The 14204-nt window shown below is 65.6% G+C and carries 13 protein-coding genes; 3 read left to right on the forward strand and 10 right to left on the reverse strand.

All coding sequences use genetic code 11. From position 1 onward, the window contains the following. Positions 1-27: 27 nt before the first annotated feature. The 5 genes from fabF to VFG17_RS04780 all read right to left on the reverse strand — a co-directional run bounded on the left by fabF (position 28) and on the right by VFG17_RS04780 (position 5849). A complete protein-coding gene (gene fabF / locus VFG17_RS04760; protein ID WP_325028323.1) occupies positions 28-1290 on the reverse strand; it encodes a beta-ketoacyl-ACP synthase II in 1263 nt (420 codons plus the stop codon). Positions 1291-1473: 183 nt separating this feature from the next. Further along, a complete protein-coding gene (locus VFG17_RS04765; RefSeq protein WP_003039428.1) occupies positions 1474-1710 on the reverse strand; it encodes an acyl carrier protein in 237 nt (78 codons plus the stop codon). A 46-nt stretch (positions 1711-1756) separates the two neighbouring features. Next, a complete protein-coding gene (locus tag VFG17_RS04770) occupies positions 1757-2953 on the reverse strand; it encodes a serine hydrolase domain-containing protein (RefSeq protein WP_325028324.1) in 1197 nt (398 codons plus the stop codon). A 54-nt stretch (positions 2954-3007) separates the two neighbouring features. Beyond that, positions 3008-4771, reverse strand: coding sequence for a tetratricopeptide repeat protein (locus VFG17_RS04775; protein ID WP_325028325.1), 1764 nt, complete (start codon positions 4769-4771; stop codon positions 3008-3010). A 571-nt stretch (positions 4772-5342) separates the two neighbouring features. Further along, the gene (locus tag VFG17_RS04780) at positions 5343-5849 is read right to left on the reverse strand and encodes a DUF3617 domain-containing protein (RefSeq protein ID WP_325028326.1); all 507 of its coding nucleotides are present in this window, start codon (positions 5847-5849) and stop codon (positions 5343-5345) included. 103 nt (positions 5850-5952) lie between these two features. Between VFG17_RS04780 and uvrB the strand changes: the two genes are divergently transcribed. Both uvrB and VFG17_RS04790 read left to right on the forward strand, forming a co-directional pair. After that, on the forward strand, positions 5953-8139 hold the full coding sequence (gene uvrB, locus VFG17_RS04785; RefSeq protein WP_325028327.1) for an excinuclease ABC subunit UvrB: 2187 nt from the start codon (positions 5953-5955) through the stop codon (positions 8137-8139). Positions 8140-8235: 96 nt separating this feature from the next. Next, complete coding sequence (locus VFG17_RS04790; RefSeq protein ID WP_325028328.1) at positions 8236-9741, forward strand: S10 family peptidase; 1506 nt, start codon at positions 8236-8238, stop codon at positions 9739-9741. A gap of 173 nt (positions 9742-9914) precedes the next feature. Here VFG17_RS04790 and VFG17_RS04795 read toward each other — a convergent pair whose 3' ends face one another. Genes VFG17_RS04795 through VFG17_RS04805 form a run of 3 tightly spaced genes read right to left on the reverse strand, consistent with a single transcriptional unit; the run spans position 9915 to position 11549 of the window. Further along, complete coding sequence (locus VFG17_RS04795; protein ID WP_325028329.1) at positions 9915-10352, reverse strand: hypothetical protein; 438 nt, start codon at positions 10350-10352, stop codon at positions 9915-9917. Between the two features lie 23 nt (positions 10353-10375). Beyond that, entirely contained in the window at positions 10376-10984 is a 609-nt protein-coding gene (locus VFG17_RS04800; protein WP_325028330.1) for a TetR/AcrR family transcriptional regulator, read from the reverse strand. Positions 10985-10994: 10 nt separating this feature from the next. Continuing rightward, complete coding sequence (locus tag VFG17_RS04805) at positions 10995-11549, reverse strand: DUF4287 domain-containing protein (protein ID WP_325028331.1); 555 nt, start codon at positions 11547-11549, stop codon at positions 10995-10997. Positions 11550-11637: 88 nt separating this feature from the next. On the opposite strand from VFG17_RS04805, the gene VFG17_RS04810 reads away from it, so the two are divergent. After that, a complete protein-coding gene (locus VFG17_RS04810) occupies positions 11638-12345 on the forward strand; it encodes an NRDE family protein (protein WP_325028332.1) in 708 nt (235 codons plus the stop codon). A 10-nt stretch (positions 12346-12355) separates the two neighbouring features. Here the strand turns inward: VFG17_RS04810 and infC are convergent, their stop codons facing one another. After that, positions 12356-12892, reverse strand: coding sequence for a translation initiation factor IF-3 (infC, locus tag VFG17_RS04815; RefSeq protein WP_037556593.1), 537 nt, complete (start codon positions 12890-12892; stop codon positions 12356-12358). 171 nt (positions 12893-13063) lie between these two features. After that, entirely contained in the window at positions 13064-14200 is a 1137-nt protein-coding gene (locus VFG17_RS04820) for a penicillin-binding protein activator (protein WP_325029076.1), read from the reverse strand. Positions 14201-14204: the final 4 nt, after the last annotated feature.

Here is a 14204-nt window from a genome sequence, read left to right on the forward strand (position 1 = left end):
AACGGAAGGTTGGCGGGCGGCCGAGCGTCAGTCCTCGACCGCTTTCACGATCAGGCTGGCGTTGGTGCCGCCAAAGCCGAAGCTGTTGTTGAGCGCGGCCTTCACTTTGCGCTTCTTGGCGACCTTCGGGACGAGGTCGGCGCCTTCGGTGCCTTCGTCGGGATTGTCGAGGTTGAGCGTCGGGGGCACCACCTGATCGCGGATCGCGAGGATGCAGAAGATCGTCTCGACCGCGCCCGCGCCGCCGAGCAGATGGCCGATCGCCGACTTGGTCGAACTCATCGACACATTGCCCATCGCGTCGCCGAACAGGCGCTTGACCGCGCCGAGTTCGATCGTGTCGGCCATCGTCGAAGTGCCATGCGCGTTGATATAGTCGATGTCGGCGGGGGTCATGCCCGCCTTCTTGAGCGCCGCCGCCATCGAACGGTACGCGCCGTCCATTTCGGGATCGGGCGCGGTGACGTGATAGGCATCGCCCGACAGGCCATAGCCCACGACCTCGGCATAGATTTTCGCGCCGCGCGCCTTGGCATGCTCATATTCCTCGAGCACGACGACGCCCGCACCCTCGCCCATCACAAAGCCGTCGCGGTCCTTGTCATAGGGGCGGCTCGCCTGTTCGGGGCGGTCGTTGTAGGTCATGTTGAGCGCGCGCGCCTGCGCGAAGCCGGCGATGCCGATCGGGCAGATCGTCGCTTCAGCGCCGCCCGCGAGCATGATGTCGGCGTCATCGTCGCGGATCATCCGCGCGGCGTCGCCGATCGAATGCGCGCCGGTCGAGCAGGCGGTAACGACGGCATGGTTCGGGCCTTTCAGGCCATATTTGATGCTGACCTGGCCCGAGATCAGGTTGATCAGGCGGCCGTGGACGAAGTGCGGGCTCACGCGGCCCGGGCCCTTCTCGGCGAGCAGCAGGCTTTCGCTCTCGATGCCCGGCAGGCCGCCGATGCCCGAACCGATCGAACAGCCGGCGCGCACCTTCTGCTCCTCGGTCATGTCGGTGAGGCCGGCGTCCTCGAGCGCCTGTCCGGCGGCGTCGATGCCGAAAATGATGAAGGGATCGACCTGGCGCTGGACCTTGTGGTCGACACGCTTGCCGGGGTCGAAGCCATATTCGTGATCAGGACCCTTCACCTCGCACGCGATCGTGCATTTCTGGTCCGACGCGTCGAAATGGGTGATCGTGCCGGCACCCGATTTGCCCGCGATCAGATTCTTCCAGCTGGTTTCGACATCGCCGCCCAGCGGCGTTACCAAACCCAGACCCGTCACCACAACCCGGCGCATAATCATTCCTTTCATCGGCCCCCGCCCCCGCGGGGTGCCGCGTCATTACCGTCGGCGCGCTTCTAGAGGAGCCGCGCGCATAAAAAAAGCTCCCCGGTCGCTGCGCGCGGGCGCTCGAGACCGGGGAGCCGGAAATGCGTGGACGGCGTCGCCGCCGCATCCGGCAACGCCGGACAGGCTGAATCAGCCCTTGTTCGCTTCGATATAGTCGATCGCGTCCTTGACGGTGGCGATCTTTTCCGCCGCGTCGTCGGGGATTTCGACGCCAAATTCTTCTTCGAACGCCATCACCAGTTCGACGATATCCAGGCTGTCGGCGCCCAGATCGTCGATGAAGCTCGCTTCCTCGGTAACCTTGTCGGCTTCGACGCCCAGATGTTCGACGACGATCTTTTTAACCTTTTCGGCCGAATCGCTCATGCACAGTTCCTTTTTTCTGACTATGTCGTGAATGTTGAAAATTGCCCTAGTGCCCGTGGGCGGGGCTGGCAAGGGGGCTGGCATCGGCCGATCGGCGAAGCGCCGTGTCGACCAGACTTTCCTCCGCAGCGCTATATGCCGACCGTGTCCCTTTCTGCCCCTCCGGCACCTGCGTGACGAAATAGGCAATGCCATCGCCGGCTTCAAGGTCGAACCACAGACCCGACCGCAATCCATAAGCGTCGCCCGAATGCCCGAACCGCAAGCGTCCGTCGCCGAACAGATCGTCGCGGCAGGCCGGATCGCGCAGCGCCGGGCCGCCGGTGCTGTGCATGGCCATGCCATATTCGCAGAAGAAACCGCCCGTCCCCTCGCCGCTTGTCGGCCGGACGGGTGCCATCGCTTCCAGCCGGGCCAGGCTTTCGGCTTTCAGAAAGCCGTCGCCGCGGCGCAGCAGCATCACGCCGATGCGCGCGAGCCCGTTCGCCGAAATACGCAGTCCGCCCTGCGGGCTGAACCCCGCGCCATGCCGGCCGAGCCGGTAGCTCGCGACGTCGCAGCTGTCGTCGGTGGCGGGCACGACGGGACAGGCTGGCCGCGCACCTTTCAAATCGTCGCGCACGACGCTGCCGTCGGCGCCATAGAGCACGACGGCGCGCGCGACAGCGGCGTCGCTGCACGCCGGCCAGTTGAAACAGGCATCGAGGGCGAGCGGACGAAAAACCAGCCGCGCCATCGCCGCGTCGAACCGCTCGCCGGTTGTCGCCTCGATCACCGCCGCGACGACCGGATAGTTGAAATTGGCGTAGGCGAAATCGCCCCCCGGCGCGCGCGCCTTGTCCCACGCCGTGGGATCGCGGAGCGCGGTTTCGAGGTCGGCGTCGAGCGGCAGCGCATAATCGGTGTCGTCGTTCAGCCCCGAACGATGGCCGAGCAGCTGCGCGAGGCTGATCGGCCGATCGGGATAGCCGGGATGCCGCAGCCGCCAGCCAAGATAGTCCGATACATCGCGGTCGAGGTCGAGACGCCCCGCCTCGACGAGCCGCAGCACGCCCAATGCCACGATCAGTTTGGAAATCGACGCGATGCGCACCGGATCGTCGGGCCCGACCGGCCTGCCGCCCGCACGATCGGCGAGGCCGTCGGCGACGCGCGTTTCGACCTTTCCATCGCGGTCGAAATGCACCGCGACCGCCGCGGGCGGCGGCGGTGCGGCGAGGGCCAGAGCAAGCGCGGACAACATGGCGCCACCCTGCGCGGCATCCCCTATCCGGTCAAGCGCGCGATCGCCGGACGCTCAGGGCGCCGCCTTGGCGACGACGACGCCCGACTCGCGCAGCGCCGCCGAGGCGGCCTGGATCACCGCGGGGGTGATCATGAAGCGGCCGAGCACGGTTTCGGGCGCCGCGTCGGCCGGCTGGCGCGTATAGGCGAGCAGGCGCTTCCACTGCGCGCGCGCCGCGTCCAGATCGCCCTGCCGCGCGAGAACGATCGCGCGCACCATCATATATTGCGGCTCCATATTGCTCGGCGAAGGCATTTGATCGAGGATCCGCTGCGCCTCTTCCTGCTCGCCTCGCTGCGAGACGACAAAGGCCAGCGTGACCCCCGGAACCCCGGGATAGGATGCGTCGAGCTGCAGCGACCGGCGGAGCAGCGCCTCGCCTTGCTCCGCATGCCCGCACGCGAGCTTGAACAGGCCGAGGAAGCCCGACATGTCGGCGTCATAGGGGTTGAGCGCGATCGCCGCGTCGCCCATCGCATTGCCGCCGGCGCAATTGCCCGAATAGAAATTGGCGCGCGCCATCGCGAACAGGCCGGCCGCCGAATTGGGGCTGCTTTCATAGGAGCGCAGCGCGAGCGCGCGCGCTTCGCCCAAGGCTTCGCGGCCCGCCGGCGTCAGCCGCTGCGGTTGCCAATCGCCATATCGCACGAGCGACAGCGCGGTCAGCGCGACCGGATCGCGCGGATTCGCCTCGATCGTCGCGCGCAGGCAGGCGCCAACCCGCGCCGCCGACGCCGCATTGCGCATCTGGCGCATGCGGTTGAACTGCGCGAGGCAGGGATAGCCCGCCGCGAAATTCTCGGGCTGTCGCTGGACCTGGTCGCGCACGATTACGCCATAATCGCCGGCGAGCTGGGCGATCAGCGGTTCGATCGCGGTGAATTCGGGGGTTTGGTCGCTGGTCAGGCGCATCTGTTGCGACCAGATCGCGCGCTGGTCGGCGACGCGATTGAGGACGAGCGTGACATCGGTGTCGCCTTCGACCGTGCGCACCAGCGAGGTATCGAGCCGGTAATCCCCCGTTCGCGCCGTCGCGCCACCCGGCGCTTTCGCGCTCAGCAGGTCGACCAGTTCGAAGCGCCGGAGCCCGTCGCGCAGCTTGCCGTCGAGCGCGCGCGCCAGCGCCCGCGACTGCGCCGAATTGCCTGCGACCGGCGACCTGACTTCGAGCAACGGAACGGGAACCGGATCGCCGACGAATAGCCGGGTGGAGCCTCCACGAAGCGTCCACAAGGTAAAGAGCGCGAGCGCGAGGAGGATGAGCACGACGATCCACCGGCCGAGCCGCGAACCGCGACCGCCGGGGCGCGACGGCCGCGCATGCGCGGTCGTGCGGGCGGAGCCCGATTGGACGGTTGCGGCCTTGACGTCATCGTCTTCCGACGGATCGTCGGCCGATCGCGCCGACGGCGGCGCCGAGCGATATTGGACGACGACCTCATAGCTGCCCTGCGGCACCCGCAGGCGGTGGACCCAGGGGGTGTCGGCATAATAGCGGTCGAGCAGGCTGCGCAAGCGGCCGACCATGACGCGCGGATAGCTGTCGACGGCGGGATCGAAATCTTCGCTGCGCCCCAGCGCCTCGGTGGCGATCGCGTAGGCCTTGGGCGAGCTGCGGCCGCCGCGCAGACGATGTTCGACAAGGAATTGCAGCAGCCGCGACAGCACCGGCGAGCGGGTGAACATCGGGGAATCGAGCAGCGCCCCGAGCTCTTCGGCGATGATCCGGTCGACCTCGCCCGGATCCTGTGTCTCGTTCGCTTTCGCCTGGTCCATGCTACCCTCGAATACCCCTGACGGGCGGTGCGGTAGATACGCCAATCAGCCAGCGCGGCCACCCGTTGTTACTTTGACGTAACGGTAACACGGCAACCTTGTGCCATATCAGAAGAAAATCGCCGCGCCAATCCGCAAGGAAAAACGCGAAATCAGGTTAAGAATTGGTTATCAAATGGCAACATCGCGCTTTGTGACCCCTTGTAACTGCCGCAAACACGAAACTCTGGCATCCTTTTCGACGTCGCGGCATTCCTACGATGACGCGGTGTGAAGCCAAAAGGCGAATGGTGCGAGCTGGTCCCTGGCACCTTTCGATCCCCCTCAGGCTTCATTCAAGACTTCGCCGGGCGGCCCGACAGCCCCACCTGTTCTGTCGCCCGGCAAGTCGACATCCTCTCAATCACCACTTGCTTGTCCTGCCGCCCTGAGCGCCGCGCGCGTTGCCGCCCTCTTCGGACATTCGGGCGCGATGGGCGCAGCCGGACATTCCATCGCCTGACGGGTCTCAACGAGAAGGGGCGCCAGTTTCCACTGACGCCCCTGTCGTTCATTTGAGAAGGAGCGACGCTCAGGTCGTCGTCGCAGCCTTGCACGGCCCGGTATGCGTCTGGGTCATCTGCATGACCATTTCCATGTCGCCGCCGGTCGGCATCTTGCCATTGGTCGTGATCGTCACATCGGTCTTCTTCGCCGCCATCGTGCCCACCATCGCCATGTCGACGGTCTGGCCGTTCTGCGAGCAGGTGCCGGCGACGTCGATCTTGCCGCCTGCGACTTCCTTCTTCGACCAGGTGCATTGGCCGCCGCCCTTGGCAAGCTCGGCCGCGACATCTTCCTTGTCGACCTGCTCCTGCGTGAGGCACTGGTCCATGCCGCTCGCGCCTTCCATCATCTTCGTCATGCCATCCTTCATTTCGGGCGGCATGCCGGGGACTTCGAACTTCACCAGCTTGACGTCGGTTTTCCAGTTGCCGGCCTCGCGCTTCACCGGGCCGGCGGAATTTTCGCCCTTGTCGCTGCAGCCCGCCACCGCGACCAGCGCGCCGATGGCCGCTACCGTCAGAATCTTCTTCATAAAATCATCCTCCTGTTGAGCAAATGGGCGAACCCAGATGCGACCATTTGGTTGCGAACCATTATGTTTGTCGTTGCCCGCAATCGATACCATATTGGCAGCGATGGCAATCCAGATTCGCACCTCGCTCGACGAAATCGACACAGCCGAAGGCTATGTCCCTCACCGCCCCGCCCGTCCCGACAAGGTCGAAGGCGGCAAAAGATTTGAACTGGTTAGCGACTATCAGCCCGCAGGCGACCAGCCGACCGCGATCAAGGAGCTGGTCGACACGGCGCTGGCGGGCGAGCGTGACCAGGTGCTGCTCGGCGTCACCGGATCGGGCAAGACCTTCACCATGGCGAAGGTCATCGACGAGCTGCAGCGCCCCGCGCTGATCCTCGCGCCGAACAAGATCCTCGCAGCGCAGCTCTACGGCGAGTTCAAGAGCTTCTTTCCGAACAATGCGGTCGAATATTTCGTCAGCTATTACGACTATTACCAGCCCGAGGCCTATGTGCCGCGGTCGGACACCTATATCGAGAAGGAAAGCTCGGTAAACGAGGCGATCGACCGCATGCGCCACTCGGCGACGCGCGCTTTGCTCGAACGCGACGACGTGATCATCGTCGCGTCGGTATCATGCCTCTACGGCATCGGGTCGGTCGAGACCTATTCGGCAATGATCTTCGATTTGAAGAAGGGCCAGGTCGCTGACAGCCGCGAGATCATCCGCAAGCTCGTCGCGCTGCAATACAAGCGCAACGACCAGGCCTTCGCTCGCGGCAATTTCCGCGTGCGCGGGGATTCTCTGGAAATCTTCCCCTCGCACTATGAGGATATGGCGTGGCGCGTCAGCTTCTTCGGCGACGAGATCGAGGAGATCACCGAGTTCGATCCGCTGACCGGCAAGAAGATCGCGACCCTCAACTATGTCCGCGTCTTTGCGAACTCGCACTATGTGACCCCCGGCCCGACGCTGAAGCAGGCAAGCGAAGCGATCCGCCACGAACTCGCCGAGCGCCTCAAGGAGCTCGAGGCCGAGGGCCGCCTGCTCGAAGCGCAGCGGCTCGAACAGCGCACCAATTTCGACCTCGAAATGATCGCCGCGACCGGAAGCTGCGCGGGGATCGAGAATTACAGCCGCTTCCTCACCGGCCGCCTCCCCGGCGAGCCGCCGCCGACCCTGTTCGAATATCTCCCCGACAACGCCTTGCTCTTTGTCGACGAAAGCCACCAAACGATCCCGCAGATCGGCGCGATGTCGAAGGGCGACCATCGCCGCAAGATCACACTCGCCGAATATGGCTTCCGCCTGCCGAGCTGCATCGACAACCGGCCGCTGCGTTTTGCCGAATGGGACATGATGCGCCCGCAGACGGTGAGCGTCTCGGCGACCCCCGGCACATGGGAAATGGACCGCACGCAGGGCGTCTTCGCCGAACAGGTGATCCGCCCTACCGGCCTCATCGACCCGCCGGTCGAGATCAAGCCGGTCGAGGAGCAGGTCGACGACCTGATCGCCGAGGCGAAGAAGACCGCCGCCGCGGGCTACCGCACGCTGGTGACGACGCTGACCAAGCGCATGGCCGAGGATCTGACCGAATTCCTCCACGAAGCGGGGCTCAAGGTCCGCTACATGCACTCGGACGTCGAGACATTGGAGCGCATCGAGATCATCCGCGACCTGCGGCTCGGGGTGTTCGACGTGCTCGTCGGGATCAACCTGCTGCGCGAGGGGCTCGACATCCCCGAATGCGGGCTCGTCGCGATCCTCGATGCCGACAAGGAAGGTTTCCTGCGCAGCGAGACCAGCCTCGTCCAGACGATCGGCCGCGCCGCGCGCAACGTCGACGGCCGCGTCATCCTCTACGCCGATCGCATCACCGGCAGCATGGAGCGCGCGATGCGCGAAACCGACCGCCGCCGTGAAAAGCAGGAGGCCTATAACGCCGAGCACGGCATCACCCCGACGACGATCAAGCGCAACATCGGCGACATCATCGCGCATGTCGCATCGAAGGATCAGGTGACGATCGACATCGGCGAGGACAAACCGGCGCACATGGTCGGCCACAACCTCCGCGCCTATATCGCCGAACTCGAAAAGAAGATGCGCGACGCCGCCGCCGACCTCGAATTCGAGGAAGCCGGCCGCCTGCGCGACGAAATCCGCAAGCTCGAAGCCGACGAACTCGGCCTGCCCCCCGACGAACAGGTCGCCCCGCGCGTCGGGCGCAGCAACGAGGGCAAACCCGGCACGCGCAAGGGCCGCTTCGGCAAGCAGAGCAAGACGAAGTGGGGGCGATAGGGGCCCCTTCGACGAACCTCCGGCTGTAACCGACAAGTAACCTTGCCGCCCCCGCGCGCGCTGCATAGGGTCGCCCCGCAATCGGGGAGATTATCTATGAAATCGGGTCTTTCGCTCATCGCCTTGGCGCTTGCCGTCGCCGCGCCCGCCGCGCTCCATGCCGAGGACAAGGCCGAGGACAAGGCGAAGGCCGAAAAGCCCGCCGACTACGAACCCCAGATTCGCACGACCAAGCTGTCGGGCACCTTCGGCGGCCAGCGGATCAATTACGCTGCGACGATCGGCGAGACGATCATCAAGAACAAGGAGGGCGTGCCCGAGGTCGCGGTCGTCACCACCGCCTATGTCAAGGAACCGCGCGACCCGAGCCGGCCGGTGACCTTCCTGTTCAACGGCGGCCCGGGGTCGGGCACCGTCTGGTTGATGATGGGCGCCTTCGGGCCGAAGCGCGTCGCGATTCCCGGCAACGGCACCGACGACGGCGCGCCGCCCTACCCGATCGTCGACAATCCCGACGCGCTGCTCGACGTCACCGACATCGTCTTCATCGACCCGCCGGGCACGGGATTTTCGCACCTGATCGGCAAGGCCGACCCCGAGGATTATTACGGCGTCACGCAGGACGCGAAGCTGGTCGCCGAGGTGATCCGCCGCTGGCTGAACGACAATGGCCGCTGGAACAGCCCCAAATTCCTCGGCGGCGAAAGCTATGGCACGACGCGTTCGGCCGCGGTCGCCAACCAGTTGATGAACGAGACGTACAATGACGTCGCGCTCAATGGCATCATCCTGATCTCGACCGTGCTCGACTTCGCGGCGGGCGCCGACACGCCGGGCAACGAGCTGTCGCCGATCACCAACCTGCCCTCGATGGCCGCGACCGCGCTCTATCACGGCAAGGCGACCGCGCCGTCGGTGGAGGCGTTCGTCGAGGAAGCGCGGCAATGGGCGATCGGCCCCTATGCCTCGGCGCTGCTCAAGGGGCAGAAATTGCAGGGTGAGGAACGCGCCCAAATCCGCCGTGAACTCGCGCGCTTCACCGGCCTTAGCGAAACCTATCTCGAAAGCGCCGACCTGCGCGTCACGCCGAGCCGTTTCTACAAGGAGCTGCTGCGCGACCGGGAGCTCACCGTCGGCCGCCTCGACAGCCGCTACACGGGCAAGGATTATGACAGCGCGGGCGAAAGCCCCGACAACGACCCGAGCTTCTATGGCATCGACGCGGGCTATACCGCCGCGATCAACAGCTGGAGCCGCGACACGCTCGGTTTCAAGACAACCCGTGAATATCAGTCGATCGGGCGGATCGGCGGCCAATGGGACTGGCGCATCGGCGGCCGCGACAGCAATTCCTATCTCAACGTCGCGCCCTATATCGGACAGGCGCTGCGCGAGAATTCGGGGCTGCGGGTGCTCGTCGCGCAGGGCTATTATGACTTCGCGACGCCCTTTTTCGCCGCCGAATATGCGCTGTCGCGCACCGGCATCCCGCAGGACCGCATCCACTACACCTATTATGAGGCGGGCCACATGATGTATATCCGCGACGAGGACCGGCATAAATTGTCGGCCGACGTGCGGGCGTTCATCCGGGGGCGGTAGGAAGGCGGCTAACGGCCGGTAGCGACCATGCCCTTTATCGTCACCCCGGGCTTGACCCGGGGCCTGCCTTGCCTTTTCGCCGTCGTCAGGAAGAAAAGGCGGGTCCCGGGTCAAGCCCGGGATGACGAAGCTGGAGAAAGCAGTGGCAGCTCCCCACCCCAAAGCAGGCTTTCTTACCGCAGCACGCCCCTCGCCGCCTGCGCCCGCGCATAAAGGAACAGCGCGATCAGCACGACCCAGATCACCGCGGTGAAGATCATCGGAAAGGTGCCGAACATGCGCATCAGGTCGGCATAGTGCATGCCGAACTGGTAAATACAGCTGATCGCCAGTCCGAGGATCGAGACGATGAAGGCCGTCACCGCGTGGCGACTGCGCACGAGTAGCAGCAAAGAGCCGAGGAGCGATCCCCAGACGCCGAGCGCCCAACCGACATTCGCCCACATCGGGAAGCTGGTGAACCAGGCCTGCTGTTCGGGCGTGAAGGCGGCCAGATATTCGGCATTGCCCATCTTGGTCATTGTATAGTCCATCGCGCCAAAGGCGTTCCAGACCAGCGACACGATCCCTACCACCCATAGGTGCCAGGGCGTTTTGACGGCTTCGGTCATATTCGTCTCCCCCTCCAGAAAGATCAGGCGAAATTACCAGATTTTTCCGTTGCCAGCAATATAGTGATATAGTCGCGCAATACAGCGATGTTGCGGTCGAAATAACCGATGTCGCGATAGGTGCGCGCCTGCATCACCGCGCCCTCCATCACCGTCAGCACGAACTCGCCGAGCGCCTTGCGGTCGGTGCCTTTCGGCAGGCGGTCGGCCGCCGCCTCGAAGCAGCCCGCGATCGCCGCCGACCAGTTCGAAAAATTCGCCGCCATCAGCTCGCGCACCACCGGGTCGGGCTCGTGGATTTCGAGCGCGAGACTGCCGATCGGGCAGCCATAAGTGCAGTCGGTGACGATCAGATGCGTGCGATAGCCCGCGAGCAGCGCGAAAACCTTGTCGATCGGATCGTCGACGCCGTCCCAATTGGGCGCGAGCAGCATCTCATCGATCCCGTCGCGATAAAGTTCGAGCACCCCGACGAGCACGTCCTGCTTGCCCGGAAAGAAATGATAGAGGCTGCCCGAATGGACCTGGCTGCGCGACAAGATGTCGGAGACCGAGGTCGAGAGATAGCCCTTCTCCCAGAACAGCTCCATCGCGGTCATCAGGATGCGCTGGCGGGTGTCGGCGGCGTTCATGGCGTTCCCTTCAGCCCGCCCGGTCATAGGCGGCGCGGAGCCAGCCCGCGACGTCACCGCCCGCATCCTCGCCCGCCGCGATCCGCACGCGGTGCGACACCATCGCGTTCCAGCTGCCCGCGAGTTCGAGCTTCCCGGCCGGCTCCTCGCCCTTCAGCGCGAGGCCAATGTCGAAGCGGTCCTTGGTCGAAGGCATTAGCAGCGCGAACTGCTTCTTGCGGCGCAGGCTGACATAGCCCTTTTTCGGCGACAGCTCGACGTCATCGCCGAAACCCTGCACGAGCAGGGTCAGCCGGTCATAGAGCGGGCGCCAATGCGCCTTCGCCCCGTCGAACGCCGCTTCGACGAGCGCGTCGTCGTCCTGCGACAGCGACGAGGAGGCGTTCGCCGCATGGACGATCATATTGGCGTAGCCGTGGCCGAGCCCATGTTCGGATTTGAGGTGGTTCACCAGCGCCATATGGCCGGCGATCCCGGTCGCGCGCGCGGTGGCGACCCATTCGTCGAGCCCCTTGCCGGTCTTGGCCCGCAGCGTCTCGCCCATCTTCTCGAATTCGTCGGCCATCGGCGTCCTCCCTCGTCAAGATGAGTTGATTGAACATTCAACCAAGCAATTTGTCAAGAGGCTTGGCAAGCGCGGGCGAACTCCCGATATGCGCGGCATGTGTGTCGTCGCCCTTGCCCACCGCGTCCACCCCGACTGGCCGCTCATCCTGATCGGAAATCGCGACGAGTTCCACGCGCGCGCCGCCGCGCCGCTTCACGAGTGGGACGACGGCAGCGGCCTCGTCGCCGGGCGCGACCTGCAGGCGGGCGGCACCTGGCTCGGCGTCCATCGCCCGAGCGGCCGCGTCGTCGTCGTGACCAATGTGCGCGGCGCAATGCCCGACCCTGCGAAGGAATCGCGCGGGGCACTCGTGTCCGACCTGCTGCGCGGCGAAGGGCGCTTCGCCGACCCGGCGGCGGAGGATCTGCCGCGCTTCAACGCCTTCAACCTGTTCGCGGTGGGTGGCGACGCGGCGCGGTTGCTGACCAATCGGCCTGTCCCGCTGATCATGCCGCTGGAGGCTGGCGTCCACGCGCTCGCCAACGAGCCCGTCGACGCCCCCTGCCCCCGCGCCGAACGGCTGCGCGTCGCGCTCGAAGCTACCGTCGGGGCGGGCGCCGATCCCGCCGGCCTGCTCGACACGCTGGTGGCCGAGGACGACCCCGCGCTCTTCCTGCGCGGCGACGCCTATGGCACGCGCGCCTCCACGCTCGTCCTGATCTCGGCCGACGGCCGGGCCCGAATGACCGAGCGCCGATACGAAGCGGGCGGCCGCCCCATCGGAACGACCGCCCTCGAATTTCAACTCGGCTGAGCCGGCGAACTTATTTCGGCGCGAGCACCATCAGCATCTGGCGGCCTTCGGTGCGCGGGTGCGCTTCGACCTTCGCGACTTCGGCGGTCATCTCGGCGACGCGCTGGAGCACGTTGAGGCCGAGCTGGGTGTGGCTCATCTCGCGGCCGCGGAAGCGCATGGTCATCTTGACCTTGTCGCCTTCCTCGAGGAAGTCGAAGACCTTCTTCATCTTCACGTCGAAGTCATGATCGTCGATGTTCGGACGCATCTTGATCTCTTTGATTTCCTGCGTCTTCTGGCTCTTGCGCGCGAGGTTCGCCTTTTTCTGCGCCTCGTATTTGAACTTGCCGACGTCGAGGAATTTGCACACCGGCGGATCGGCGTTGGGAGATACTTCCACCAGGTCGAGCCCGACCTCGGCCGCCTGCTCGATCGCCTCGGCTGTTAGCATGACGCCCAGATTTTCGCCTTCCTCGTCGATCACGCGGACTTTGGGGGAGGCGATGAATTCATTGTAACGCGGGCCGTTCTTGGGCGGCATCGGTGCCATCGGGCGACGGGTCATGGGCGGTGGTATAGCTGTATCTCCTGAAACATATAAAACGCGCGTGCGGAATCGACGCCGGAACACGCGCGATTGTCATATAGTGATCGCGCGGCGGGCGTAAAGGCCGCCGCGCTTTTCCGATAGCGGTTTTCGGCCAACTGTGGCCGGTCTGCCACGCTCAATCGCGGCTCACCATTTGGTCGGCGCGGGGTCGATCACGCGGAAGCCGCCGGCGCCGATTTCGCTGACCTCGAGCGCGCGCTCGGCGATGCCGCGATTGTTGAAGCGGAAAATGCCGTCGATTCCGCCGAAGCCGTCGGCGGCGAGCAGGCGGTTCGCCGGGAAGTTGCTCCCCGGCTTCCAGTCGCGCGCGATGCGCACCGTCAGCAGCACCGAATCATAGCCGAGGCTGGCGAGCCGGTACGGCGGCCGGCCGAAGCGGGTGCGATATTTGGTCGCGAGCTGGCCGTAGAGCCCGTCGGAGACGCTGGCGAACCATGCCCCGCGCATCGCGGCGTTGCTGCCGAGCGCCGCGTCGGTGTTCCACAGCTCGGTGCCGAGGATCTGCTTGCTCCCCGTGCCCTTGATCACCGGGACGGCGCGAATGGCATTGCCGCCGCTGTCGGCGATCAGCACCGCGTCGATCGCGCCCGCGTTGGCGAGCCGCCGCGCCGCGCCCGACAGCGCGGTCGCGCTGCGGTCATAGCTTTCGACCGCGACCAACGTGCCGCCCGCCTTGGCGACCGCGGCGCGGAACGAGGCGGCCGAACGGTCGCCATAGACATTCTTGGGCACGAGCGCGCCAAAGCGCTGATGGCCTTTCGATCGCGAAAAGGCGACGATACGCTCGACCGACTGGCCGGGGACGAAGCCCATGATGAAGACGCCGTTGCCCGCGACGCTGCTGTCGTTCGAAAAGCTCAGCACCGGAACCTTGGCGGCGCGCGCGACCGGCGCGACCGCCGAAACATCCTCGCTGAGCAGCGGCCCGAGGATCAGCTTGTTGCCGTCGGCGACCGCCTGCCGCGCCGCGGCGGCGGCGCCGAGCGCGGTGTCATAGGTGGTGATGCGCACGCGCTCGGTGCGCGTATCGAGCAGCGCCAGCGTCGTCGCATTGGCGATCGCGTTGCCGACGTCGGCATTGGCGCCCGTCTGCGGCACGAGCAGCGCAACGCGGTGACGATCGGTATCGGTGGGCAGCCCGGGGCCGACATTGTCGGTCGGGTCGGTCGGCGGCGGCGGAGTCGCCGGGCCGCCGGTCTTCGGCACGACCTGGCACGCCGCGAGCAGCCCCGCCATCGCCATCATGCCGAGCCCGCGCAGCATCGCG

Source organism: Sphingopyxis sp. (assembly GCF_035686825.1).
In the GTDB taxonomy this organism is placed as follows: Bacteria; Pseudomonadota; Alphaproteobacteria; order Sphingomonadales; family Sphingomonadaceae; genus Sphingopyxis.